Raw genomic sequence first — 26302 nt, 5'->3', positions numbered from 1 at the left:
GCCCGCTTCCCAGCGTCGAGCGCGGAGGCCCTTCTAAGTCAAAGGATTTCTCGATGCTCGCTCGTCTCTCAATTCGTGCCAAGATCACCATCGTTCTGGCCTTCCTACTGATCACCATGTCGGGCCTCGGGCTGATTGCCGTCAGAAGCATGAGCTCGATCAACACCAGGGTGACGGAGCTGCGGACCGACTGGCTGCCCAGCGTCCGGCTGCTCGGCGAATTGAAGAGCAATCTTCTCGCCTATCGCAGCATCGTGCGCTCCCACATGTTGGAGTTGACCGCCGAAGGCAAGGCGGCGGCTGAAAAGCGCATTGCCAGCAATGTCCAGAGCACGTTGAAGATTCGCCAGGCCTATGAGAAGGCCATCAATTCTGCCGAAGAGCGGGCGCTCTACAACGACTGGGCGCAGCAGTGGGGGCAGTATGAAGCCGCGATCCAGCCGGTGCTCGAACTCTCCCGCAACAGCCTCGGAAAGTACCCGCTCGAGGCCCAGGAGCTGAACGAGAGCAAAGTCCTCGCCGTCGGTCAAAAGGCCGACGCCATTCTGGCCAAGGATATCGAGCTCAACAACAAGGGGGCAGAGGAGGCCGGGTCGGCCGCCGATGCCGCCTACAATACGTCTTTCCTGCTGCTGGTCGTGATCATCGCCGCCGCCGGCGTGCTCGGTATCGGTGTCGGCCTTTACCTGGTTCGCGACGTTTCGAACGGCATCAATTCGATCGTGACCCCGATGCAGGCGCTCGGCCGCGGCGAGCTTGATGCCGTGGTGCCGCATCAGGGCGAAACCACCGAAATCGGCAAGATGGCCGACGTCCTGCAGGTGTTCAAGGAAGCGCTGATCGCCAAGCGTGAGGCGGATCAGGCCGCCAGCGTCGAGGCCGACGCCAAGATCCAGCGCGGCCAGCGGGTCGACAGCATTACCCGTGAATTCGAATCGATGATCGGCGAGATCGTGCAGACCGTGTCCTCGGCCTCCAACGAATTGGAAGCCTCCGCCGCGACGCTGACCGCCACCGCCGAGCGTTCGCAGCAACTCACCTCGATGGTCGCCGCGGCGTCCGGAGAGGCTTCCACCAACGTGCAGTCGGTGGCGTCGGCCACCGAGGAGATGTCGTCGTCGATCACCGAGATCAGCCGCCAGGTGCAGGAATCCTCGCGGATCGCCGCCGAGGCGGTGAACCAGGCGCAGAAGACCAACGACCGGGTCGGCGAGCTGGCCAAGGCGGCGAGCCGGATCGGCGACGTCGTCGAACTGATCAACACCATCGCCGGGCAGACCAATCTGCTGGCGCTGAACGCCACCATCGAAGCCGCCCGTGCCGGCGAGGCCGGCCGCGGCTTTGCGGTGGTCGCCTCGGAAGTGAAGGCGCTGGCGGAACAGACCGCGAAAGCCACCGGCGAAATCGGCCAGCAGATCACCGGCATTCAGGCCGCCACCCAGGAGTCGGTCGGCGCCATCAAGGAGATCGGCGACACCATCGGCAAAATGTCGGAGATCGCCTCGACCATCGCTTCCGCGGTTGAACAGCAGGGCGCCGCCACTCAGGAAATCTCCCGCAACGTGCAGCAGGCCGCGCAAGGCACCCAACAGGTGTCGTCCAACATCACCGACGTCGAACGCGGCGCCGCCGAAACCGGCTCGGCGTCCTCGCAGGTGCTGTCGGCGGCGCAGTCTTTGTCGCGGGACAGCAGCCGGTTGAAGGTCGAAGTGGACAAATTCCTCAGCACGGTGCGCGCCGCCTAGCCGACCGGGCTGTCCAACTGCGTTGCGTTTCGAAATCCTCGGTTGTGGCTCCGCGCGATGCACTTATCGCGCGGAGCCTTTTTGCATCGAGCCGCAACGGTTCGACAAATTCCACCTGGTACTTTTACTTAGCCTTCATGCAGCCTGGGCGAAGGTAAAATCCGAAGGGTGGGTCTGGGATCAGCAGCTCGGCCGCCATTCCTGAGCGCCGTGCGCTGACGCGTGCCCGGCGATCGGCGGTCATATCTCACCAGACAAGGATTTCCCCCATGCTCGCGAGGCTGTCGATTCGCGCCAAGATCACCACCGTCGTCGCCTTCTTGCTGCTCGCCATGACCGGCATCGGCCTATTGGCGGTCAGCAACATGCGGGCGATCAACGCCACCGCGGTCGAAATTCAGACCAAGTGGATGCCGAGCGTCCGCATTCTCGGCGATCTTCGCGGCGCGTTGTTCACCTACCGCAATATGGTGCGCGAACACATGCTCTCGGAAACCGCGCAGACCAAGGCGGCGACCGAACAGCGGCTGGCCAAGCTGATGGAGCAGATCGCCGAGATCCGCCGGAATTACGAGAAGTTGCTGACCACGCCCGCGGAGCGCGCGATCTATCAGGAATGGGCGGCGATGTGGGCGAATTTCGAGAAGGGCAACGAGCAGGTGATGGCGCTGTCGCGCAATGCCGCAGGACAGGTGCCGCACGACGCCCATGAGCTGAGCTACAACGTCGTCAATCCGGTCGGGCTTGCCTCCGACGCCGTTCTGAAGAAGAGCATCGACTACAACAACAACGGCTCGGCTGCGGCGAGCCAAGCGGCCGCCGCAACCTATGACACCGTGTTCAGGCTGCTGGCGATCATCCTCGGCTTGGCGATGATCACCGGCGTCGGCATCTCGGTCTATCTGGTGCGCGATGTCGGCCGCGGCATCGGCTCGATCATCCGCCCGATGCAGGCGCTCGGCGACGGAGACCTCAGCGCCGTAGTGCCGCATCAAGGCGAGAACAACGAGATCGGCGCGATGGCCGACAGGCTGCAGATGTTCAAGGAGGCGCTGATCGCCAAGAAGGCCGCCGACGAGGCGTCCGCGCTGGAAGCCGATGTCAAGATCCAACGCGGCCATCGGGTCGATGCCATCACCCGCGAGTTCGAATCCATCATCAGCGAGATCATCGACACCGTGTCGTCGGCCTCGACCGAGTTGGAAGCCTCCGCCGGAACGCTGACGGCGACCGCCGCACGCGCCCAGCAGCTGACCACCAACGTCGCCACGGCTTCCGAAGAGGCCGCCAGCAATGTGCAATCGGTGTCCTCGGCGACCGAACAGATGAGTTCGTCGGTCAATGAGATCAGCCGGCAGGTTCACGAATCCGCGCGGATCGCCGGAGACGCGGTGGAGCAGGCCAGGAAGACCAATGACAGCGTCGGCCAGTTGTCGCAGGCGGCAAGCCGGATCGGCGACGTGGTCGAACTGATCAACACCATCGCGGGACAGACCAACCTGCTGGCGCTGAACGCCACCATCGAGGCGGCCCGCGCCGGCGACGCCGGCCGCGGCTTTGCCGTTGTTGCCTCCGAGGTCAAGGCGCTGGCCGAACAGACCAGCAAGGCGACCGGCGAGATCAGCCTGCAGATCAACGGCATCCAGACCGCGACGCAGCAGTCGGTCGGCGCGATCAAGGAGATCGGCCTGACCATCGGGCGGATGTCGGAAATCGCCGCGACCATCGCCACGGCGGTCGAGCAGCAGGGCGCGGCGACGCAGGAAATCTCCCGCAACGTGCATCGCGCGGCCGAAGGCACCCAACAGGTGAGTTCGAATATCAGCGCCGTGCAGCACGGCGCCGGCGAGACCGGATCGGCATCTTCGCAGGTGCTGTCCGCGGCGCGCTCGCTGTCGCGCGACAGCAACCGGTTGAAGCTCGAGGTCGACAAGTTCCTCAGCACGGTGCGCGCCGCCTAGAGACCTCTTGGTTAGGATTGAATCATCCAACCAAAATGTCGTCGTCATTCCGGCTTGCGAGTTCGAAGAACGAGCAAGTCCGGAATCCATACTCCCCGCGGTGGTTATGGAGTCCGGGCTCACTCGCAGCTGACGCTGCTCGTGCCGCGGAATGACGTCCCGGGAGTCTTGAACCGCATCGATCCGAACCGAACATGCTCTAGTCCGCGTCGGCCAGCTTTCGCAGCGTGGCCTTGAAGAGCAGGCAGGCCTTGCCGACCAGCGCGGTGCCGTTGATCACCGCCGACGTCGCGGTGGCGGTGCCGGAGACGCCGATCCCGACCGGATTCTTCTGCCCCCCGAACAGCGGATCGGCGTCGGGACTGGGGGTGTGCTGGCTGACCAGAACCTCGCCCTTGAAGCTGTCGCCGCTCACGGTGTAGCTGCCGGTGTAGAACAGGTAGGCGTCGCCACCCAGAATGGTGCCGTTGCGAAAAATCACCACGCCGCTTCCCTTGCCGGATCGCCCATCGAGCAGATCGACATGGATCGAGTACAGGCCGTTCTGCATGTCGTCCCGGCTTCTCTTGAGGTCCCATCACGAGCGCACCCCGTTATGCCAAAGCCGGCTGGGCCTCGTCAACGCGTCAAGTGATCGGCTGCCGGGCTGGTCTGCGACGCGGTTGCTCGCAGCATGAGCGCTATCGGACGCGCGCCGAGCGTCGGCTGACCGGACGATCGGCGCCACAACCGCAATGGCGAGGTCAATCCCGGCGGTTCAGCGCATCGGCATGCGACTTGTTAGTAGCGTAGCACTCGCAGGCGAGTTCGGCGAGGCCGTCGACCCTGGTGATCTCGACTTGACCACGACTGTAGCGAATGATGCCGGCGTGCTGCAGCGCCCCGGCGACCAGCGAGACGCTGTTGCGGCGGACGCCGAGCATCCGGGCGAGCAGGTCCTGGGTCAGCGGCAGTGTGTTGCTGAGTGCGAGATCCCGTAGTCGCAACAATCGCCGGCACAGCCGCGCGGTGATGTCGTGCGAGGCGTTGCAGGCCGCCAACTGCTCGGCCTGGACGAAATCGATCCACTGCAGCTTCATCAGGGCCAGGCGCAGTGTTTCGCTGCGGCTTGCCGCGGCGATGAAACGTCTGGAATCGATCAGGCTTGCGGAGCCCGGGAACTGGACGGTGGCGGTGGTCGGTGAGATCCCGCCATTGAGCACCGCCGCGCCGCCACAGACCCCGTCGTGCCCGATCAACGCCACCTCGACCGTGGAGCCGTCGGAAAGGTGCACGACCTTCGAAATGATGCCGCTGTGGGGAAAGTAGACCGCGGTCAGGGTCTCGCCAGCCTCGAACAGAACTTCATCCTGCACCAAGCGCAACGGGCGAAGATCGGGCTGAAGCTGTGCGAAATCGTCGGCAGGAAGCGACGCCAAGAACTGGTTGGGGGAACGTGTAAGCATGGGTCCCCCGGCGGCGGGCCGCATCGCTGTTGGAGATTTCATCATGCATGCCGGACGCCGCGGGCCTTGGCAATCGCCAACCGGCTCGTACCATTCCGAGGCAGCGAGCCTAGAGCATTTTCGGTTAGGATTGCTGCGGTTCAAGAGTCCCGGGCCGTCATTCCGGGGCACGAGCAGCGTCAGCTGCGAGTGAGCCAGGAATCCATAGCCACCGCAGGGAGTATGGATTCCGGACTTGCTCGTTCTTCGAACTCGCAATCCGGAATGACGCCGATTTTGGTTGGATGATTCGATCCTAACCGAAAATGCTCTGGCGGGCACGCCGCGGAAACGCCGCGGCCGACGGTGCGCCGGATTCGAATCGATGGCAAAGAAATTTGCGACTATCCGCCTGGTCCGAGCGAAAGTGAGCAGCGACGTCGAGGATTGTGACGCAGAGTTTGGCTCGTGACCAAGCGCAATGTCGTTGCTGGAGATCCGGCGCTTGGCCGCGTGAGAGGATGAGCATTCGCCTCGTGAGAGGATAGAAAATGAATCGTTCGATGTCGTGGCCGCCGGTGAAATTCGCTTTCGAATTTCCGACGCCGGGCCATTGTCCGAACTGCGCATCCGATCAGCCGATGCGCGTCATCGCGCTGTATCCGTCGCTATTTGAGGGACAGAGTGCCGCGCTCTTGCAATGCACGACCTGCGGGTCGGAGAGAACCGAGATCAGGTCGGAGTAGTTCACGAGGTGTTGATGCGCGCCGATCGGAAGCCGTCAGTCACGGCTCGGTGCTGCCGCATGGTGATTCGTTGGGCGTTCCTCCCAGACTGCCGCCGCATCAGACCCGTCGGGTCAGGTCGGCGGCGTTTTCTTGTCCTGCCGGGGAACAGGCTGCGGCGCGGATGGAACGTCCGAGTCGGCCGCCGGCAAGCCGCTTCGGTGGCGTCTCACTGACGCGCTTCTTGCCAGTGCGGATAGGTGACGTAGGCGGTAGCAGCTCCTTGTTCGTGCGAGCGGATGGTGACCTTCTCGCCCTTCGGCATGTGGACCATCTCGCCCGGACCCGCGCTGAAGATCTCCGTGCCGCTTGAAACGGACAACCGCCCCTCGAGGATCACCATGACGTCGTCGACCGCCATGGTTTCGGTCAGGCTCTGGTGAGGTCCGAAGCGGCCAAAGCCAATGGTCACCGCAGCACCGTGCCGCTGGTCGACCACATTGCCGGCAAAGATCTCGCCGTCCTGTCCAGGGGAACGTTGCAGCGCTGCGTCGGCGAAAGCGAATTTGCGAACCGGCATCGGTCTTTCTCCCTTTAGGGTTGATGTTGCGACAGCTCGGAATATGCCATTGGGGTTGCGGCGCTTTCCGGGATGGCCTGCGAGACATTCCAACGTCGGCGGGCAGTCGCGGTTCATCCAGGATAACGAGGATCAGCTGTGACAGTTTGGCCCTCAATCAGAATTGAATAGCCCTTCGCGACGTCCGCAAGCTCGGCGGGTGCGTGGTGGATCACCCGACAGCAGCGGCTTCCCTGAGCCACTCGCGCAAGATCTGAGGAGAATCGGCTGCGTCAGTGCTCTGCCATCGCACATTGTGCGGCAGCGCCGTCGCCAGAGTGAAGGGGGCTTCGCAGAACGCGATGCCCTCGTATTGGGTGAAATTTGCAAAGCGGGCGCGCACGCCGCCTGGCAGCGGCACAAGGCTCGCCACCTCGAGCAGGCTGAACGGCACCGTCAACCCGCAACGCAGCGCCTTGGAGAGCGCTTCCTTGAGGCACCACAGCAACAGCAGGCGCTGATGCTCGTCGTAAGGCAGCACGGCTTGCGCCAGCGCCCGTTCGCGGGGCGTCGTCTGTTCGCCGAGGGCGGACTGCGCTTCCGGCGCGGCACGTTCCAGGTCGATTCCCATGGGACACGCCTCGGGATGCGCGACGGCGATCGCCGCGGTGCCGGCGTGTGACAGCGTGACCTGCACATTCGACCGGCCCGGCACGAACGCCACCGGCTGCTGCAGCAGGCCTGGCAGCACCTGGATCTCGCGGAGCGAAACGCCCGGCGCGAGAGCGCTCAAAGCGGTCTTGGCCGCGCGTCGCCCGGCGAGGAAAGACTGCCGGCGGCTTGGCGCGAGCCGGTCTGTCAGCAGCGCCTGCTCCGCGGGACTGAGGAAGTGTGGTGCGTCGGCCTCAAGCGCTGCCAACGGAGCGGCCACCAGCGCAACGGCGCAGGTGAGGGCGCGGCTGCCGTCGTGCAGCACGAAGCTTGCGCTCCGCTCAATTCCTGGAAACGGGGTGCGGGACGCAGTCATCTCAGGCCGACGCCACGGCCGGCGCCGGCTCGGTCTGGTCGCGGTGGCTGAGCAGCAGATAGAACGCCGGCACCACGAACAGGGTGAACAGCGTGCCGATCGCCAGGCCGGTGGCGATCACCAGGCCCATGTTGAAGCGCGAATTGGCGCCGGCGCCGGTGGCGACGATCAGCGGCGTCACGCCCAGCACCATCGCGGCCGTCGTCATCATGATCGCGCGCAGCCGGATGCTGGCCGCCTCGATGATGGCGTCGTGCTTGCTGCGGCCTTCCTGGCGCAAAGTGTTGGCCACCTCCACCATCAGGATGCCGTGTTTGCTGACCAGCCCCATCAGCGTCACCAGCCCGACCTGGGTGTAGATGTTGATGCTGGCGCCGCCGACGCCGAGCCAGATGAAGAACAGCGCGCCGGCGAGCGACATCGGCACCGAGACCAGGATCACCAGCGGATCGCGGAAGCTGTTGAACAGCGCCGCCAGCACCAGGAAGATGATCAAGAGTGCCAGCGCGAAGGTGGTGACGAAGCCGTTGGATTCGTTCTCCAGCTGCCGTGACGACCCGGCATAGTCGTAACTGTATCCCGACGGCAGCGCCCGGGCGGCAACCGCCCGCAACTCGGCCAGCGCATCGCCGTCCGACACGCCCGGCATGGCGATGCCGGAGATGGTCGAGGCGTTGAGCTGCTGGAAATGGTTGAGCGACTGCGGCACGGTCTTCATCTCGATCCGGGCGATGGTGGAGAGCGGGACCGACGTGCCATCCGCGGCCCGGATGTAGTAATTGAGCAATTGATCGGTATTGAGCCGATGCTGCTGCATCACCTGCGGGATGACTTTATATGATCGTCCGCCGAGGTCGAAATAATTCGCGTAACTGCCGCCCAGCATGGTCGACATCGCGGCGCCGACGTCAGTCATGGTCAGGCCGAGCGACGCCACCTTGTCGCGGTCGAAATGGATGCTGGCGTGCGGCTGGTCGATCTTCATGTCGCCATCGAGAAAGATGAACTTGCCGCTCTTCATGGCTTCGCTGAGGAAGTTCTCCGACGCCTGATAGAGCCGCGCATAGGAATCGTTGGATTTCAGCACGAACTGGATCGGCAGCCCGCTGCTGCCCGGCAGCGGCGGCAACTGGAACGCGGCCACCCGCACCCCGGCGATCTTGTTGAACTGCTGCTGGATCAAGGGAGCGAGGGCCAGGGCCGACTGGCTGCGCTGGTCCCAGGGTTTCAGCACCCAGCCGCCGATCACCTGACCGGGCATGTCGATCTGGAACACGAGGTCGGTCTCCGGCCGCTTGTCGAGAATGCCGTAGATCTGCTGCACATAGGTTTCGCGCTGCTCCAGCGTGGCGTTCGGCGCCGCCGACATCATGGTCAGGATCACCCCCTGGTCCTCCGGCGGCGCGAGCTGCGAGGTCGAGTGGGAATACAGCCAGGTGATGCTCGCCAGCACCACGGCGCCGAACAGGATGGTCAGCGGCAACAGTCGCAGCGAGGCGGTCAGCGCGATGCGATAGGCCCCGGTGACGGACGTCATGACGCGGTCGATGCCGCGCACCATGCGGGCCTCCAGCGTGCGCGCCGACGGATCGTGCGGCGCCAGCAGATAGCCGCAGCTCATCGGCGACAGCGTCAGCGCCACCACCGCCGACACCAGCACCGCCGCCACCAGCGTGAAGGCGAATTCGGTGAACAGCGAGCCGGTCAGACCGCCCTGGAAACCGACCGGCACATAGACCGCGATCAGCACGGCGGTCATCGCGATGATCGGACCGGACAGTTCGCGCGCCGCGGTGATCGCGGCGTCGATCGGCTTCAGACCCAGCTCCATGTGGCGGTTGACGCCCTCCACGACGATGATGGCGTCGTCCACCACCAGACCGATGGCGAGCACCAGGGCCAGCAGCGTCAGCAGATTGATGGAGAAGCCGAGCACCAGCATCAGCGCGAAGCTGCCGATCAGCGACAGCGGGATGGCGACGATCGGGATGAACACCGAGCGCCATGATCCGAGGAACGCAAAGACCACCAGGGTGACGATCAGCGCCGCCTCGAACAGCGAGATCACCACCTCCCGGATCGAGGTGTTGACGAACTGCGTGGCGTCGTAAAGCACGGTGCCGGACAGGCCGCTGGGCAGGTCCGAGATGATGCCGGGCAGCGTCTGCCGCACGCCCTCGATCACATCGAGCAGATTGGCCGAGGGGGCGACCTGGATGCCGATATAGACCGCGGACTTGCCGTTGAAGCTGGTCCGGGAGTCGTAGTCGTCGCTGCCCAGCGTGACGTTCGCCACGTCCTGCAGGCGGATCATGGCGCCATCGACGGTCTTGATGATGAGTTCGCGAAACGCCTGCACCGACTGCATGTTGGTGGCGGCGGACAGTTTGACCTGAACCAGCCGACCCTTGGTGGTGCCGACGCCGGAGATGTAGTCGTTGGTCTTGAGCGCGGTCGCCACGTCGGTGGCGGTGAGGCCGAGCGAGGCCATCTTGTCCGGATCGAGCCAGGCGCGCAGCGCGAAATTCTTGCCGCCGAGGATTTCCGCCACCTGCACGCCGGCCACCGCCTGCAGCTTGGGCTGCACCACGCGGGCGACGTAATCCGTCACCTCGTTCTCGGCGAGCACCGTGCTGGAGAACGCGATGTACATCGCATCGATGGTGGCACCCATCTTCAGAGCCAGGATCGGCTGCTGGGTGCCGGCCGGCAACTGATTCAGCACCGAGCTCACCTTGGTGCTGATCTCGGTGAGGGCATTGCCGCTGTCGTAGTTCAGCCGCAGATGCACGGTGATCGCGCTGACCCCGGTCTGGCTCGACGAGGTCATGGTGTCGATGCCGTTGGCCTGGGCGATCACATTCTCCAGCGGCGAGGTGATGAAGCCCGCGATGATGTCGGAATCGGCGCCCGCATAGGTGGTGGTGATCGTCACCACGCCGTTCTGCATCTGCGGATATTGCAGGATCGGCAGCGAGAACATCGCGCGCAGGCCGATCACCAGGATCAGCGCGCTCACCACCAGCGAGAGCACCGGGCGTCGGACGAAGAGGTCGGTGATGGGCATCGTCCGCTCCTGTCAGTCCGACACTTTGGGATCGAGCTTGGCCTCGGGAATGTTGTTGTTGTCGATCACCACCGGCGTGCCGTTGCGCAGCTTGATCTGGCCGGCCACCACCACCGTCTCGCCTTCCTTCAATCCGGACACGATGGCGACGAAATCGCCGCGCGCCTGCCCGAGCTTGACGAAGGTCTCCCGGGCCACCAGGCCGGTGCCGTCGGCGCCCTTGTCCAGCACGAACACGGTCGAGCCGTAGGGATTGGAGACGATGGCGGTCTGCGGCAGCGTCACGAATTTTTCGGCCGCGTCGATCTCGAGCGCGACCTTGGCGAACATGCCGGGCACCAGCCGGCCTTGCGGGTTCTTCAGCTCCGCGCGCACCTTGACGTTGCGGCTGCCGCTCTCGACCTTGGCGTTGATGGCGCTGACGATGGCGGCAAACTCCTGCCCGGGAAAGGAGTCGACTTTCACTTTCGCCGGCTGCCCAACCTTCAGGCGGCCGAAGAATTGTTGCGGCACGAAGAAATCGGCGAACAAGGGATCCAGCGCCTGCAGCGTGACGATCGTCGTGCCGGCGCTGAGATACTGGCCGAGATCGACGCCGCGGATTCCGAGGCGTCCCGCAAAGGCCGCCGTCAGGCTATATTGCGCGACCAACGCCTGCTGTTGCGCCACCAGAGCCTTGGCGTTCTTCAGATTGGCCTCGTCATTGTCCACCGTGGCCTGGCTCACGGCCTTGATCTTGAGCTGCTCGGTGTCGCGTTTCAGGATCAGGACGTTCAGTTCGGCGGTGGCCTTCAGCGAGTCGAGTTTGGCGATCTGGTCGTCGGCGACCAGCCGCAGCAGCGGCGCGCCGGCTTGCACGGTGTCGCCGGATTCGAACGACAGCGACTGCACGATGCCGGAGACTTGCAGCGCGAGATCCGCGCCCTTGGAGGCGCGCAGCTCTCCGACCAGCTCCATGGCCGGTTGCCACGTCTGCATCTGAGCGGTCTGCGCCGCCACCGTCTGCGCCGGCGCGCCGCGATGCGCCGGGGCGTGACGGCCGGGGATGCCGTGCTTGACGACGTAGTACGATGCTCCCGCCAGCAGCGCGACCGCCAACAACCCGATGACACTCTTTTTACTCACCGGGGGCGCTCCATCTCAGGGTCGGGCGTCAGCGCGGGTTCGTTGCTCGCGCCGTCTCGGGTTGCGGACAGCGCGGGGCCGTCCGGTCCCTGGAAGTAACCGCCGTTGCGCGGAAACGCCTCGCGGGTCTCGTCGAAGCGATGCCACCATCCGCCACCCAACGCCTGGAACAGCGCCACGGTGTCGGCATAGCGCATCGCCTGAGCCTGGATCCGCAAGATGACGGCGTTCTGGTAGGTCTGCTGCGCCGTGATGATGATGGCATAGCCGATCGCGCCGGACTTGAATTGCTCCTGCGCCATGGTCAGGCTGTCGAGCGCGGCTTTCTCCGCCGCCCCCTGGGCGCGGAGCGTGACCGCATCGAATTGCACGGCGCGCAGCGCGTCCGCCACGTTCTGGAAGGCGGTGATGATGGTACTCTGATAGAGCGCGTAGTCCTGCTCGAAGCTGGCGACGCTGGCTTCCTTGGTGCGGTAGGCCTGGCCACCGTCGACCAGCTTCTGCCCCAGGTTTGCCGCAAGCGTGAAGGCTGCGCTTTGCGGCGTAAACAACTGCCCGACGGTGAGCGCGTCAGTCCCCGCCGAGGGCGTAATGGTGAATTGCGGCAATAGGTTAGCGGTGTTGACACCGACCAGCGCCGCCGCCTGGTGCAGCGTCGCCTCGGCCTGGCGGATATCCGGCCGCTGCCGCACCAGATGCGCCGGCAAACTCACCGGCAGCTTGCGCGGCAGCCGCAGGCTCGACAGATTCACGCTCTCGCCGCGATCCTGGCTGGGCAGCCGGCCGAGATAGGCCATCAGCTGGTTGCGGCCCTGAGCTAATTGCTTCTGCAGCGGCGGCAGCGTGGCCTGGGTCTGCGCCAGCGTTGCGCGCTGAGCGAGCACTTCGGCCTGCGAGTTGGCGCCCACTTCGAACTGCCGCTGCACGCGCTGTAGCTGATCGGTCTGTGCCTTGATGATGGCCTGCGAGGCCGCGATCTGCGCCCGCAGCGAGGCATCCGAGATCGCGGAGGTCACCACATTGGCAGTCAGAGCCAGATAGGTTGCCTCCATCTCGAACCGCCGATACTGCGCCAGCGCCTCGGCGGATTCGACCTGCCGCCGCAGGCCACCGAACAGATCGAGCGTGTAGCTGACGTTCACCGTCGCATCATAGAGATTGTAGATCGATGGCGCGCCGGTGGTGCCGCCGGCGGCCGCGGGCACCTGCTGTCGCGTTGCCGAGGATTGGCCCGATATCTGCGGCGCCAGCGCGCCTCGGGTCTGCAGCGCGGTTTCACGCGCCGCCCGCAGCGCATATTGGGCGGCCCGCACATTCGGGTGGTTGTGCACCGCCTCTTCGACGAAGGCGTTGATCTGCGGCGAGTTGAACTCCCGCCACCACTGCCCGCCGACTTCGAGCCCCTCCACAAACCGCTGCGGCGCGCCGCCGGCAATCTCGCTCGCCATCGCCGGCCGCAACCCGGCCTGCGGGGTGTAGCCGCTGACATCCGGCGGCAGCGGCGGCTCAAAGTCGGGCCCCACCATGCAGCCGGAGAGCAGCAGCGAGCCCGCGACCGCCCAGATCCGCCCGCGCGGCGCTGCCGTAGCCAAGCTCCATCGACCCGCGCTGTGCTCGTTGTTTCCTCTGTGGCGGATCGCCGTTGCTCCCATGCGTGATCCTATCCGAACGCAGCGCGTGGGCGGGCGAGAAAGCCGGTGATAGCCGCGGCCGTCTGTGCGGCAGCCGTCCCTGACAGCATCGACACATGATCGCCCTGGATCGTGCGCACGCCGCGAATGCCATCGACCAGGCGGGACCAGCCCATGTCGGGCGCCGACACGATGGCTCGATCCGTTTCGCTGAGGTCGCCGTGGCTGACCGAAGAGGCGCGCACCAAGTACATCGGCAGATCGCGCGGCGCGCCCGGCGCGGGGGCGTAGGCCAGGAACGCATCATAGAGCGCGCGGCTGGCGCGATAGCTGCGGCCGAGCCAGGTGGCATCCGATTCCGGGGCGATCAGTTCAGCGGCCAGCATCCGCGCGGTGGCCAATTCGAAACGGGCCTCGCTGTCGAGCGGCAACAGGTCATCGATGCTCAGGCGCAACGCTGTGCCGTGGTGTCGTGCGCGCACGCCGGCCATTCGCAGCAGCCATTCCGCCTCGGCGCGATCGGGGTCGCGCGGCAGGATGGAGTGGCTGCCGAGCGGAGCCGGCGTGTCGATGATGATGAGGCATTCGGGCGGCGTGCCGCGCGCGGCGAGCTGGCACGCCATCTCATAGGCGACGATGCCGCCGAACGAATAGCCGCCGAGCAGCCGCGGGGCAGCATGGCCCCGGCGTGCCAGCGCGGCGAGATTGGCCGCAGCCAGCGCCGCCACCGAGCCGGGCGGCTGCTGTCCGGGCTCCAGCCCGGGCGCCTGCAGCGCCCAGAACGGTGTTGTCGGCGGAAACGCGCGGGCGATGTCGAGGAAGGCGCTGACATCGCCGGCGATCGGATGCACGCAGACGAAAGGCTCGCCGCGCCCGGCGGTGAGCGGCACCACCGCATCCCAGACCGGGGCTGTCGTCAGCGCACGGGCCAGTGCGGCTGCGCTGCGATGCTCGATCAGCGCGGTGACCGGCACCGGCCGCCCGAGCTTTGCCGACAAGCGTGAGGCGGCGGTCGCGAGGCCGAGCGAGGTCAGCCCGGCCGCCAGCACGTCTTCCGCAAGCCCCAGTCGGCGGCCGATGATAGTCGAGAGCACGTCGAGAACGGCCTGCTCCGACGAGTCCGTATGGCGGGGACGGAGCGGGATCGGCGCAGCGCTGCCGGTTGGCTCGCTGTCCGCCCTGGCCGTCGCGCGAGCGACGGGAGCGGCAGCGGGCAGCGGCATGGTGGATACCGACCGATCGATGGCGTCGGGCAGCGCGGCGAACACGGCGGCGAATTCGTCGATCATCCGCTCGCCCAACGCGCCGGCGGTGCCGTCGGTGTCCGGCAGCACCATCGACAGGCCGACGCGCTCGCCGGGCACCACCACGCCGGTGACGCTGTAAGCGGACTTCAGCGCATTGTAGACGCTATCCACCCGCAGGCCGCCGGCGCCGGTCCAGGCGTCCGAGCCGGACGGCATGTTCTCCACCACCAGCAGCGTATCGAACAAAGCCGAGGCGCAATCGCCGAGGCCAGCCGCCTCGACGATTTCCATCAGCGAGACCTGGGCCTGGCTCTGCAGGGTTGCGATCTGGCGCTGCATCTCTTCCGCTAGGCCGAGCACCGCGCTCCCGGCATCGAACCGCAGCCGCACCGGCAGGTTGTTGATGAACAGGCCGACCATCTGCTCGACCCCCGGCACCTCAGGCGGCCGGCCAGACACCGTGGTGCAGAATACGGTGTCGCGGCAGCCGCGCCGCGCCGCCGACCATAGGCCCCAGGCCAGATGCGCCAGCGCGGCGATGGTGAGGCCGCGCCGCCGCGACAGATCGCGTAGCGCCTTGCTGTCCTGCGCCGACAGCTGCCGCCGGACCGTGACGTAGGACGAAGCCCCGTTGCCGGGCGGGCAAAGCGCCGGCTGCGACGGCGCTGCTGCGAGCAGCGGCACGAAGGCATCGCGCATCCCGGCCCGTTCGACCGTGCCGCTCCAGGCGATGAAATCGCGAAAGCGCGCCGGCGGCGGCAACGCCGGCGGGATGCCGCGGCGGAACGCCTCATAGGCAGAACGCGCCTCGCGCTCGAGCTGGGCAAGGCACCAGCCGTCTGCCAGCATGTGGTGGAAGCTGGCGATCAGGTAGGCCTCGCTGGCGCTGACGCGGATCAGGATCAGGCGTGCGAGCGGACCGGCTTCGAGGTCGAAGCCTGCGGCGCGGTCTTGCGTCAGACGTTGCTCGAGACGCTCGGCGCTGAAGGCCGGCCAGCTTTCCAATTGCACGGGCGCGCCGGCCGGTCGGCGGACGACCTGCAGCGGGTGGCTCAATCCGCGCCAGTAAAACACGGTGCGCAGCACCGGATGGCGGTCGAACACCAGCGTCCAGGCCTTGCGCAAAGCGGCAATGTCGAGCGGGCCGCGAAAGCGCATGCAGCTCTGCTCGAAATTCACCACCGAATCTTGCCGGCTCAGCGAATGCAGCAACATCGCTTGCTGCATCGGCGACAGCGGATAGATGTCTTCGATGTCGGTGGCCGTTCCCACCACGCGGTCTAGCGTCGCGGCGTCGAGGCCGGCGAGCGGAAAATCCTCGGGCGTCAGCAGCGGCGCCTTTTGCTCCCGGGTCCAGTTGGCGATCGCGCGGAGCGTGCCTGCGATCTCGTCCAGCATCGTCTCCGGCGCGCGGGACGGAGACGCCCCCGACCAGGCGAGAGCGATGCTCCCGCCGGTCACCCGCACCGTCAGGCTGGCGCGGACCGAGGCAGAGAAGATCGGGGTGTGAGGATGCAGCCGGATCGCCGGGTCCTGAGCCGGTGCTGGCGCGAGGGCAAGGCCGATGGCGGCGGGAGCCAGCCGAAACGCCGACCGCACCGCACTAAAGGCTGGGCCAAGCGGCTCGGCCCGCTGCCGCGCTGCCTTGGCGTCGCGCAGGCGGATGCCGAGCGCGCGCCCGGGTGCGCAGGCGCGTAGCGGCAGCACGGCATCCAGATTGGCGATCAGACCGGCGGCCGCCGGTGCCCCTGCGGGCAGGGTACGACGGCCGTCCACCACCTCGACGGCTGCTGCGCCGCCCAGCGCGTCGCCGAGCGCGACCAGCAGCGCATCGAGCAGCGAGACGCCGAGCCGGCCCGGCAGGTCCTCCAGCAACATCCCCGACGTGCTGCCGTCCAATAGCAGCTGCGCCCGAGGCACCGCGGGATCCGTCGCATCAAGCAGGACCGGCGGAGTATCGACCTGCGCGGCTTCGCAGGCCATCGCCGCTTCGCGCACCATGGAGCTGGCCGCATAGCCCGCGAGCCAGGTCAACCAATGCGAAAAGCTCAGCGGCGGCGCCGGCGGACGTGCGCTGTCAGGACCCGCCGCCAGGGCGGTTTCGAGCTCCGTCGCGAGCAGCAGCAACGCTCGGTCGTCTGCCACCGCCTCGTGCAAAGCGAGCACGACGGTGCAGCCGGCGCCGGACGCGTTGTCCTGCTTCACCAGCGTGGCGGCGATGGTGACACCGGCCGCGAGGTCGATGCCGCGCGCCAGCCGGCTGCTGGTCTCCGCGATCCAGCGCTCGAGATCGCCGAGCGTCCCGGTAGGCACGTCGACAAAGCGCACCGGCACCGCGGGCAGAAAATCCGACACGGCGATGGATCGTCCGCTGGCATCCTCCACGACGACGAGGCGAAGCGCGTCATGCCGCTCGGCCAGGCGCTGAATCGCATAGCCGACATCCACGGCGGAGATCTTCGGCCCGACGGCGATGCTGACGAAGCGGCACGGATTGCGGTCGTCACAGGCGGCGGCGACCAGCTCGACGCTCAGGCGGGCGCTGTGACCCTCGGCCTGCACCGCCCGCTTGCGGCGGACCGCGATGGCGGCGAGGCCCTCAATGGTCGGCTGTTCGAAGACGTGCTTCAGCTCGATGTCGAGGCCGGCCTCATAGGCGCGCGCGACCAGCCGGATGGTGAGGATGGAATCGCCACCGACGTGGAAGAAATTGTCCTGCACGCCGACCGGCCCGTGGCCGAGCAGATCGCTCCAGATCCGGGCGAGAATTCGTTCTTCGGGCGTGCGGGGTTCGAGGGATGCTTCGGGCAGTGTCTCCATCACGTCCACCTGCGGCAGCGCGCGTGGATCGACCTTGCCGTTCGCAGTCAGCGGCAGGCGGTCGAGAATGGCGTAGGCCTGCGGCAGCATCTGCCGAGGCAGGCGCTCCTGCAGATAATTGCGTAGCTCGGTCGCCGTGAGCGCCGTGCCGGGCTTCGGCGTGACGTAGGCTACGAGGTCGCGATCGCCGCTCGCCCGGCGGGGGGCGATGATCGTCGCACCGCCGACAGCGGGATGCAGCGCCAGCATCGCTTCGATCTCGCCCAACTCCACCCGAAAGCCGCGGATTTTCACCTGCTTGTCGGCGCGGCCGAGGAACACGATGTTGCCGTCCGGTCGCCAGCGGCCAAGATCGCCGGTGCGATACATCCGCGCCTCGCCGGCGGGCGCAAACAGATCCGGGCGAAAGCGCTCGGCGGTCAGCTCCGCGTCGCCCATGTAACCCAGCGCTAGCCCATCGCCGCCGACCCAGATCTCGCCCACCAGTCCCGGCGGCAGCGGCCGGCCGGCAGGGTCCAGCAGATAGGCGGTGCTGTTGGGGATCGGCGTGCCGATCGGGATGCTCAGCTCGTCGTCGCGCAGGCCGGCGATATCGAAAGTGGTGCTGAAGGTGGTGTTCTCGGTCGGGCCATAGCCATTGAGCAGAACGAGTCCCTGGTCGCGGCCGGCAGCCAGAACCGCCCGCGCTGCGACCGGATTGACCACGTCGCCGCCGGTGATGACGAGGCGCCGGCCGGCGAAGGCCGAAGGGTCGATGGCCGCGATCTGCTGGAACAGGCCGGCGGTGACCCACAGCAGCGAAATCCGCGCCTCCGCCAGGAACAGCCGCAACGCGCGCGGATCCATCACCATGGTGCGATCCACCGGCAGCAGCGTGCCGCCATTCAGCAACGGCAGCCAGATCTCCAGCGTCGAGGCATCGAAGGCGGGATTCGAATAGACCGCGGCGCGTAGTCCCGGCGCCGCGAGGCCGCGCGCGCGCGCCAGCCGCACGATGGCGCGATGCGGCACGCACACCGCCTTGGGCGTGCCGGTGGAGCCGGAGGTGAACATCACATAGGCCGGACTTGCCGCCGCCACCGCGCATCCGGGATGCGGAGCTGCCGTCTCCGCGTCGGCGAGGAGCTTGGTCCAGTGTAGCGTAGTGCATCCCGCGGTCGGCTCGGAGTGGTCGAGCGCAACGGCATGCCGGGCACCGACGCATCGGGCGCGGAGGTCACGCTGCTCGGCAGGATATGACGGATCGACCGGCGCAAAGGCGGCGCCCAGCGCCAGCACAGCCAGTTGCGCTTCGATCAGCGCCGCCGAGACCGGCAGCGCCAGCATCACCACGTCGCCGGCCGCTACTCCGTCCGCGGCGAGCACGGTGGCCAGCCGCCGGACCCGCGCGGCGAGCTCGCCATAGGTCAAAGAGATGCCGTTGTCTTCGATGGCGACTGCGTCGGGATGCCGCGCCGCATACCGAAAGAACAGTTCGATGGCGCTGGCGTCGCGCTCATAGTCCAGCGCCGAGGTGTTGAACTCACTGATCAGCGCCGCCCCGTCCGCCAGCGATAGCAGCGGAATTTCCAGAACTAATTGCTCCGGCTGCTCCGCCAGCGCTGCGGCGATGCGACCGAACCAGACGAGCACGGCGTCGATGGTTTCCGCCTCGAATAGGTTGGCGTCATAGCGGCACCACAGCCGCAGGCCGTCCTGCGAGGGGGCATACACCACCGACAGCTCCGCCTTGGCTTCCTGCCCGAGCTGCTCCGGCAGGATTTCGAAACGGCAGCCGTCCTGTGCGGTGATGGGAGCAGGCGGTGCCTCTGCGGCTCCGAATAGGATCTGCATGAAGGGGGCAGCCTCGCCGCGCCGCTCGACGCCGCTCGCCTCCACGATCCGTTCGAACGGCAGGTCGCGATGCGCCATGGCCGCGCGTAGTGTGTCGCGCACGTCGGCAAGAAGTGCTGGGAAGCGCGCATCTTCGCCCACCACGGCCCGGATCGGCAAAGTGTCGACCAGCAGGCCGATCAGCTCCGCGAGTTCGGGGCGGTCGCGCTTGGAGGCCGGAATGGTGACGACGAGATCGTCCAGGCCGCTCCATCGCCGCAACACGACGAACAGCAAAGCGAGATACAGGCTGAATTCGCTGGTGTTGTGCTGCCGCGCCAGCGCCGCGAGTGCGGCAGAGACGTCGCCTGGCACATGCAGATGCGCCTGAGCCGAGCGGGCGCTGTCGGTGTCGGTATCGCTCGGCCGCCGGTCATAGGGCAGGTCGAGCCGCGCCGGGGCGCCCCGCAGGCGCTCGCGCCATGCCGCCATGGCGGCGTCCGAAGCAGGGCCTGCGGCGCCGAAGCGTTCCTGCTCCCAATCGGCGAAATCGGGAAATTGCAGCGGCAGAGCGGGGCGGGTGTCGGCGCGTCCCGACAGCACGTCGTCATAGGCCGCGGTCAGGTCGCTCAGAAACAGCTCGAGCGAGGCCCCGTCGCAAACGATGTGATGAAACACCGCCACCAGTGCGGCGCCTGCATCCGCGGCGATCAGCAGGCAGAACCGGGCGAGCGGCCCGGCCGACAGATCGAACGGCTCATCGACCATCGCCTGCGCCCGCGCCCGCAGTTCCGTCTCGAAGGCTTCACTGCCGTAACAGACTTTGGTCTGAATCGCCGGCAAGGGGAACGAGCCGTCATCGGCCACGGCCTGGACCGGCGCGCCGTCCACCAGCGGAAAGGCCGCGCGCAAGACATCATGACGCCGTACCACCGCATCCAGCGCGGCGCGTAGCGTCTCCACATCGACCTGCCCGGAGATGCGCACGAGCAGCGGCATCGCGAACAGCGTGCGTCCCGGTCGCAGCAGTTCCGCCACCCGGATCTGGCGTTGGCCGAACGAAAGCCCCGCGATGTAGCCGTTCGCCATCAGCGGCATTCCGGCGGTGGGGCGACAATCAAGTTGGTAGCTCCACCCGGGTGCGTCGGCGCACGGCCAGCTCAGGGCCCGGCTGCACTGTGGCCGAGGCCGCGTCGATCCGTTCCGCCAGGGCGGACAGCTGCGGAGCTTCGAACAGGTCGCCGAGCGTCGCCGGCAGCGCGAGATCCCGGCGCACCCGGGCGATCATCCGCATCGCCAGCAGCGAACTGCCGCCCAGCGCGAAGAAATGATCGTGGCGCCCGACCTTGGCGCCACCGAGGAGTTCGCTCCAGATCGCGGCCAGCGAGGTCTCGAGAGGTCCTTGCGGCGGGGCCTCGCTGGCGTGGGCCAGGAAAGCGCGAGGCAAAGCCATGGTGTCGACTTTTCCGCTCGCAATGCGCGGCAGGCGTTGATGTCGCACGAAAGCTTGCGGGATCATGTAGGCGGGAAGCCGGATGGTGAGCTGCCTGCGCAGTTCCGCATCGTCGGCGGCGCCGGGTCCGGCTCCAAGATGCGCCACCAGTCGCGCCGGCTGCCCGTCGGTCTGTTCGACCACCACCGCGGCTTCCAGAATGCCCGGATGGGCCCGCAGCGCCGCTTCGATCTCGCCGGGCTCGACACGATAGCCGGCTAGTTTGACTTGTCGGTCCCGACGGCCATGGAACAACAGCCGCCCATCGAAGCCAAGCGAGACCTGGTCACCGGTGCGATACTCTGGAATGTCAGAAAGCGGAGTCCGTAAGTCGCCCCCCGGCGTCGCGCCCACATAGGCCCGCGCTACCGCCGGCCCGGAGACAATCAGTTCGCCGATCGTGCCGAACGGGCAGGGCCGCCCCGCGGAATCCACCACATGCAGGCGGGTGCCAGGGATCGGATGGCCGATGGCGACGCTCGTGCCGGTGGTCTGCGGCCGACAGCGCTCGACGCAGACCCAGACGGTCGCCTCGGTGGGCCCGTATTCGTTGCACAGCACCGCATGGGGTGCACCGCCCGCATGAGCTGCTACCAGCGCCGGCGGGCAAGGCTCGGCGGCCACCTTGGCCATGCGCACGCCAGGGAAACCCTGCGGGCCGGCGGCGTCGAGCAGCATCGCCCATAGCGACGGTGTCATGCACACATGAGTAGCGTCGGCGCTGCGTATCAGCGCGACCAGCGCATCGACATCGCGCGACGAGGCGGCATCGGGCATCACCAGCGTGCCGCCATCGCACAGCGTGCAGAACAGCCCGGTCACCGATCCGTCGAAAAACAACGGGAATGTCAGCAGGAAACGCCCGATCGGCAGGTCGGCATTCTCCGCCGTGCTGGCGGCGACGTGATAGCGCAGATTGTCGTGGCCGACGCTGACGCCCTTCGGCCGCCCGGTGGAGCCGGAGGTGAAGATCACATAGGCCTCATCCGAAGCCGCCGCTCGCTTCACCGCGTCGAGATCCAACGACTGCGGTGCGATATCCTCCACCGCGAAGGTCATGATGCCCGGAAACGCTGCGGTCGATGCGCGGCGGGTCACCACCGCCGCGATGTCCGCGCTGTCGAGGATCATGGACCGCCGCTCGGCCGGGGCCTCGGGATCGAGCGGCACATAGGCCGCCCCGGCACAGAGAATGCCGAGGATGGCGGCCACCGCCTCCGGGCCATGATCGAGCATCACGGCGACACGGCCGCCGGGCTGCACCCCGGCAGCAGCAAGCCGCGCCGCAAGCGCGGCGGCGCGGGCGCCAAGATCTTGATAGGACCAGACACGGTCGCTCGCCATGATGGCCGGCGCGTCCGGCTGCGCGCTCATCTGCGCGAGAATCAGATCCAGCACCGTGCCCGTCGGTGCGGGTAGCGGCCCGCCCTGCAGCGCGGCTTCGATGGTCGTTCGCAGCGACTCGGACATCACGTCGAGCGTGTCCGCCGCTGCGCCGAGTTGTGCCGGCAGCCGCCGCAGCGCAGTTCCGAGCATGTCGAGAAGCTGGCGCGCCTGCTCGGTCGAGACGTGCTGGTGGTCGAACATCAGGCGGAGCTCGAAGTTTTCGCCGATCTCCACCATCAGATTGAGCGGCATGTCCGGCAGCGTGACGTCGCCGCTGGCGGCGATCTCCAGGCCGGCCGTCCGGAACGCAGCGACGAGCGCCAGAGGATAGGTCTGCACCGCGATCAGGCTGCGCAGTGGCAGCGCATCGCTCGGCAGGCCGAGCAACTCGCGCATGGTGTCGAGGCCCAGCGGCCCGGCCTCGCGACCCGCGACGCGGGCGAGCTGGAGTTCGGCCAACCATTGCCGCAGCGGCGTGGTATCGCGGCGGACGCGGCTCGGCAGCACGCCGATCTGCGGTCCGACCATATGGGTCGAGCGATCGCCCAGCAGCTCCGGCGGCCGTACCGTCTCCACGCAACCGAACAGCAGATCGTCGGCACCGCTGCTGCGCGCCAGCACCAGGGCCCACGCGCCTTCCACCAGCGTACTCAAGGTCAGCCGCTCGGCTCGCGAGACCTGATTGAGGCGCTCAGCAACATCGGCGGGAAGTATGCTCGCCACCTCACCGATGCGCGGTCCCGATCCGGCGGTGCTGCGGATCACGGTGTCCGGCGCATAGCCGGCCAGCACGGCGCTCCAATGCCGGTTCGCGGCCGTCACATCACGGCCCTGCCACCACTCCACGTAACGGCGAAAGCAGACGGCAGGCGGAAGTGATTCGCCTCGGTAAAGCGCCAACACCTCGTCCAGGATGTCGCCCAGCGACCAGCCATCGACGGTGAGGTGATGGCGTGTCCACACCAGCAGATGGCGGTTTGGCGCCAGGGTCAGCAGTCGAACCCGCATCAAGGGCGGACGCCGCACATCGAACGGGTGGGCGCGGTCATCTTCCAGCAAGGCATCGAGCGCGGAGCGCCAGTCGTCCTGTGCGGTCCAATCGATTCGTTGCACCTCGAAGGCCGGGGCGGCAAGAACCATCTGAGTCGGCGCGCCTTTGAGCTCCCAATGAAAGCCCGAGCGCAGCGCGGCGTGGCGCGTCACGACGGCCGCCCATGCGGCGCTGAATCCGACTGCATCGAGCGGGCCGGTCAGCAGCGCCCACCATTGGCCCATAAAGAGAGGTTGATCGGGATAGCTGGCGCAGCGCACCAGCATCGCGCGCTGCATATCGGTCAGGCCGTAGATGTCTTCGATCGGACCTCGGGCCAATGATTTGCCTTTGAAAAGCAGAATGCAGCGCACGCGGCCTGTTCGCACGTCACAGGCGGGAAGAAACTGCGGTCGACCTCAAGTATGATTCCGCACCGAAATGCCTGGAATCGCCCTCGCGCCGCGACGTGACGGTCACCCGCGAATCACCACCCGAGCCGCGACCTGGCATCTTGATACCAGCATTTGCGAACGACTTGCGCGATAGTTGGCGGCGGTCATCGACCGCCGCCGCAATCGTCAGAGGCTTTCGATGTAGAAGCCTTCGCCCTTGATGTCGCCGTCGCACAGCTTCTGGAGCTTCTCGACGATGCCGCCGCCGTCCTTGGCCCGCGGATTGGTGGACATCTTGTCGAAAGCGGCTTCGCTTTCCCACACCGTGGCGACGCCATACATCGACGGGTCCTTCTTGGACTTCATCAGTCCAAAGCCGACCAGACCTTCGATGACGTCCTTCGGCTTCTTGCCGTCGGTAGGAAGCATTTCCTTCTCGAGAAGCGCGCGCGCTTCCTTCTCGCTTCCCGCCTTCACGTGACAACGGGAGATTGTCATGAACATATTAGCCACGGCGATTCCTCCATCTAAAGTTGTAGGACTGGCTTACAGGGACCCGGACCGAATCGCAACTGGCATATTTTTCTGTTTTTAATCAGTAATTTAACTTATCAGGATCAATAACGATAAGGAAATTAAAAATTGTGATGATATAGAATTATCAACTATCACGTGCGAATCACGCGCGGCTTTACACAGGGCGTCGGTACAATGACACGCGGCCGGTTTGCCGCGATGGGCCGGTGGGCGTCCGAATAAGGGATGGGAATGGCGGGTCCGAAGTCAGCGTGGCGTTGCCGTGGCGCGGTTCGCGGTGAAGCCTTCGTGCGGATGGCGGAGTGGCCGCGCATGGCCGGTGACGCGCGGGCCGGAGCGTGGCCACTTGGCGGCGATCGGCGCGCAACCGCTGGACCCGTGCGCAACGCAGCGCCGGCCAAGCGCTCGATTCGCAGATCCCATTATCGCTTAGGCGAATGGCGAGATGACCGGAAACAGATTGCCGCGGATCGGCGCGCCGACGGCGAGGTCCACCTCGAATCCCTCGGCCACCAGCCGATCGACCACGACACGGCCGTGAGGCGCAAGCACCGCGGTTTCGTCGACCCAGCGCGTGACCATACGGCGGCTGTCGTGCGTGAGGTTGTTGCCCGCGGAGCCATGCAGTGTCCTGGCGTGGAAGACGAGGCAATCGCCCGGCTCCATGTCCCAGCTCAGGATGTCGTAGTCCTCGCGGCGCGCCTCGATGTCGGGCACGCGGGAGAACGTTTCGCGCGCCGCGATATCGAACTGCCCATGGTAGCGGGCATAAAACTCTTCCACCGCCGGCAGGTCGCTCTCGGCGTTTTCGAAGAAGTTGGCCGGCATGAACAGCTGATTCCAGCGGTGCGAACCGCGCACGAATTCCAGCGCGGCTTCACGCGGGATCGGGTCGAGCGTGACCCAGACCGAGCAGAACGGTCCGAGGACCACATTGTCATGGTGCCAGGGCGTGCGCGCCTGCGTGCCGGGGCTTTTGGAGAACCAGGTGTCCTGCAGCAGTCGGACGGTGCTGGTCCGCAGGCAGCGGGCGGCGATTGCGGCCGCCGGCGACTGGCGGGCGAAGGCTTCGAATTGCGGGATTTGCCGACGCGACCAGATGTCGGAGTAAAACGCGCCTTCGCCTTCGGGCGAAAAACTCTGGAACATCGGGCCGGGGTGCTTGAGATTGCACCGGATGCCTTCCGCCGCGAGGTCGACCCAATCCTGTGCGAAGGCGCCGCGCAGGCAGATCGCGCCGTCGCGATCGAGCGACTGGACAAGGTCCTCGTCGATCACCGCGTTGTCATTCGGCATGCAACCTCCTGCAATATTCCGCGGCAGAACGTTCGGTTCGGGGGGCGTACTCGTGGGCGAGCACGCCCAGAGCAAAGCGCCGGGCGAACTGCCGAGCGGTCACCGAACACGACGCGCGCAGGATGCGGCACATTGCAGGGCACTGTCCAGCCGCTATACATCTCGTGACGGCGTTTCTGTCGAGGTCGCGCATCGAAACCGAACAAGCCCTCGCTGCCGCCGAGATCCTGCGCTGGGTCCGCCGGATACCAGGCGCGCCAGTGGTCATCTGCTTTCCCCATGCGGGTGGCACCGTGCTGTCCTGCATGGGTCTGGCTGCCGCGCTGCCCGATGATCTCTCCATTGCCACCGTCGTTCTGCCGCGACGCGACGTCGGCGTGGCGGTTGCGGACGCGAGAGGGATGGGCGGCGCCGTGGCCGAAGCGATCGCTCTTGCGTTGGGCGACCAAACCGCCGGGCTGACGCTGCTGGGAAATAGCTTTGGCGCCTTGCTGGCCTTCGAGACGGCCGTCGCGCTGGAGAGGCTCGAAGCTCACGCCGCACAGCGGCTGCATCTCGTCGTCTCCGGATTTCGCTCGCCGAGCCGGCCGCCTTGCGATGCTCCGCTGCACCGATTGCCGCGCGCTCGCTTGCTCGCCGAGCTGCGCGAATGCTTCGGCGCCGTCGGGCCCGATCTCGGCGATCTGCTCGGCGAAGCGCAGGAAGCGGAACTACGGGCGGACATCGAGGCCTGCGAGACCTACCGGCTCGGGACCACGCCGCAGCTACGCTGCGCGCTGTCGGTGATCCGCCTGCTCGCCGATCCTTCGGTCTCCGACGAGGAATGTCGTGCGTGGCGCGAAATCTGCGCCGGCCCCGTGCGTTTCCGCGCGCTCAAGTCGGGCCACTTTCCCTGGACCGGCGCCACCGCCGCGTTCGCCGACCTTGTGACGGAGCTGATCGTGGTCGCACGCTCTGTTTCCGCGGTACCTGAACCGGCCTTGGCCGGGCGATCCATCATCCAGTCAGCACAAAAACCCTAAG

The 26302-nt window shown here is 66.6% G+C and carries 14 protein-coding genes; 3 read left to right on the top strand and 11 right to left on the bottom strand.

Annotated features, from left to right (window positions below; genetic code table 11):
• The first annotated feature begins 53 nt into the window (after positions 1 to 53).
• Positions 54 to 1745 carry a methyl-accepting chemotaxis protein gene (locus RPC_RS16965; RefSeq protein ID WP_011473807.1) on the top strand — a complete coding sequence of 564 codons (1692 nt, stop codon included), beginning with the start codon at positions 54 to 56 and terminating at the stop codon, positions 1743 to 1745.
• Between the two features lie 269 nt (positions 1746 to 2014).
• Entirely contained in the window at positions 2015 to 3706 is a 1692-nt protein-coding gene (locus RPC_RS16960) for a methyl-accepting chemotaxis protein (RefSeq protein WP_011473806.1), read from the top strand.
• A 199-nt stretch (positions 3707 to 3905) separates the two neighbouring features.
• Here RPC_RS16960 and RPC_RS16955 read toward each other — a convergent pair whose 3' ends face one another.
• The 11 genes from RPC_RS16955 to RPC_RS16900 all read right to left on the bottom strand — a co-directional run bounded on the left by RPC_RS16955 (position 3906) and on the right by RPC_RS16900 (position 25261).
• Positions 3906 to 4256, bottom strand: coding sequence for a GrlR family regulatory protein (locus RPC_RS16955; protein ID WP_011473805.1), 351 nt, complete (start codon positions 4254 to 4256; stop codon positions 3906 to 3908).
• Positions 4257 to 4449: 193 nt separating this feature from the next.
• Positions 4450 to 5196, bottom strand: coding sequence for a Crp/Fnr family transcriptional regulator (locus tag RPC_RS16950; RefSeq protein ID WP_415914731.1), 747 nt, complete (start codon positions 5194 to 5196; stop codon positions 4450 to 4452).
• Positions 5197 to 6084: 888 nt separating this feature from the next.
• Positions 6085 to 6435: a hypothetical protein gene (locus tag RPC_RS16940; RefSeq protein ID WP_011473803.1), complete on the bottom strand. Its 351-nt coding sequence runs from the start codon at positions 6433 to 6435 to the stop codon at positions 6085 to 6087.
• Positions 6436 to 6646: 211 nt separating this feature from the next.
• Positions 6647 to 7390 carry a 4'-phosphopantetheinyl transferase superfamily protein gene (locus RPC_RS16935; RefSeq protein ID WP_415914730.1) on the bottom strand — a complete coding sequence of 248 codons (744 nt, stop codon included), beginning with the start codon at positions 7388 to 7390 and terminating at the stop codon, positions 6647 to 6649.
• Between the two features lie 52 nt (positions 7391 to 7442).
• Positions 7443 to 10508, bottom strand: coding sequence for an efflux RND transporter permease subunit (locus RPC_RS16930; RefSeq protein WP_011473801.1), 3066 nt, complete (start codon positions 10506 to 10508; stop codon positions 7443 to 7445).
• Between the two features lie 12 nt (positions 10509 to 10520).
• Positions 10521 to 11633, bottom strand: a complete 1113-nt coding sequence (locus tag RPC_RS16925) for an efflux RND transporter periplasmic adaptor subunit (protein WP_011473800.1) — start codon at positions 11631 to 11633, stop codon at positions 10521 to 10523.
• Positions 11630 to 13285 carry an efflux transporter outer membrane subunit gene (locus RPC_RS16920; RefSeq protein ID WP_011473799.1) on the bottom strand — a complete coding sequence of 552 codons (1656 nt, stop codon included), beginning with the start codon at positions 13283 to 13285 and terminating at the stop codon, positions 11630 to 11632. Before RPC_RS16920 ends, RPC_RS16925 begins: the two co-directional genes overlap by 4 nt.
• 8 nt (positions 13286 to 13293) lie before the next feature.
• On the bottom strand, positions 13294 to 20232 hold the full coding sequence (locus RPC_RS16915) for a non-ribosomal peptide synthetase (RefSeq protein WP_041802984.1): 6939 nt from the start codon (positions 20230 to 20232) through the stop codon (positions 13294 to 13296).
• A 28-nt stretch (positions 20233 to 20260) separates the two neighbouring features.
• Complete coding sequence (locus tag RPC_RS16910) at positions 20261 to 23425, bottom strand: non-ribosomal peptide synthetase (RefSeq protein ID WP_415914729.1); 3165 nt, start codon at positions 23423 to 23425, stop codon at positions 20261 to 20263.
• A gap of 207 nt (positions 23426 to 23632) precedes the next feature.
• Positions 23633 to 23944, bottom strand: coding sequence for a putative quinol monooxygenase (locus RPC_RS16905; RefSeq protein WP_157043339.1), 312 nt, complete (start codon positions 23942 to 23944; stop codon positions 23633 to 23635).
• 468 nt (positions 23945 to 24412) lie between these two features.
• Positions 24413 to 25261, bottom strand: coding sequence for a phytanoyl-CoA dioxygenase family protein (locus RPC_RS16900; RefSeq protein ID WP_415914728.1), 849 nt, complete (start codon positions 25259 to 25261; stop codon positions 24413 to 24415).
• Positions 25262 to 25443: 182 nt separating this feature from the next.
• Here RPC_RS16900 and RPC_RS16895 point away from each other — a divergent pair, with 182 nt between their 5' ends.
• Positions 25444 to 26301 carry a thioesterase II family protein gene (locus RPC_RS16895; protein ID WP_011473794.1) on the top strand — a complete coding sequence of 286 codons (858 nt, stop codon included), beginning with the start codon at positions 25444 to 25446 and terminating at the stop codon, positions 26299 to 26301.
• The last annotated feature ends 1 nt before the right edge of the window (position 26302 follow it).

It is taken from the genome of Rhodopseudomonas palustris BisB18 (assembly GCF_000013745.1).
GTDB classification, from domain to species: Bacteria; Pseudomonadota; Alphaproteobacteria; order Rhizobiales; family Xanthobacteraceae; genus Rhodopseudomonas_A; species Rhodopseudomonas_A palustris_F.
The sequence above is the reverse complement of the archived record's forward strand: the minus strand, read 5'-3'. Positions and strand labels throughout refer to the sequence as shown.

Bases quoted from the DNA above. Each gene is read 5' to 3' on its own strand.
- RPC_RS16965 (WP_011473807.1), top strand. From the start codon at position 54: ATGCTCGCTCGTCTCTCAATTCGTGCCAAGATCACCATCGTTCTGGCC.
- RPC_RS16955 (WP_011473805.1), bottom strand. From the start codon at position 4,256: ATGCAGAACGGCCTGTACTCGATCCATGTCGATCTGCTCGATGGGCGA.
- RPC_RS16920 (WP_011473799.1), bottom strand. From the start codon at position 13,285: ATGGGAGCAACGGCGATCCGCCACAGAGGAAACAACGAGCACAGCGCG.
- RPC_RS16950 (WP_415914731.1), bottom strand. From the start codon at position 5,196: ATGATGAAATCTCCAACAGCGATGCGGCCCGCCGCCGGGGGACCCATG.
- RPC_RS16960 (WP_011473806.1), top strand. From the start codon at position 2,015: ATGCTCGCGAGGCTGTCGATTCGCGCCAAGATCACCACCGTCGTCGCC.
- RPC_RS16905 (WP_157043339.1), bottom strand. From the start codon at position 23,944: ATGACAATCTCCCGTTGTCACGTGAAGGCGGGAAGCGAGAAGGAAGCG.
- RPC_RS16915 (WP_041802984.1), bottom strand. From the start codon at position 20,232: ATGGCGAACGGCTACATCGCGGGGCTTTCGTTCGGCCAACGCCAGATC.
- RPC_RS16940 (WP_011473803.1), bottom strand. From the start codon at position 6,435: ATGCCGGTTCGCAAATTCGCTTTCGCCGACGCAGCGCTGCAACGTTCC.
- RPC_RS16930 (WP_011473801.1), bottom strand. From the start codon at position 10,508: ATGCCCATCACCGACCTCTTCGTCCGACGCCCGGTGCTCTCGCTGGTG.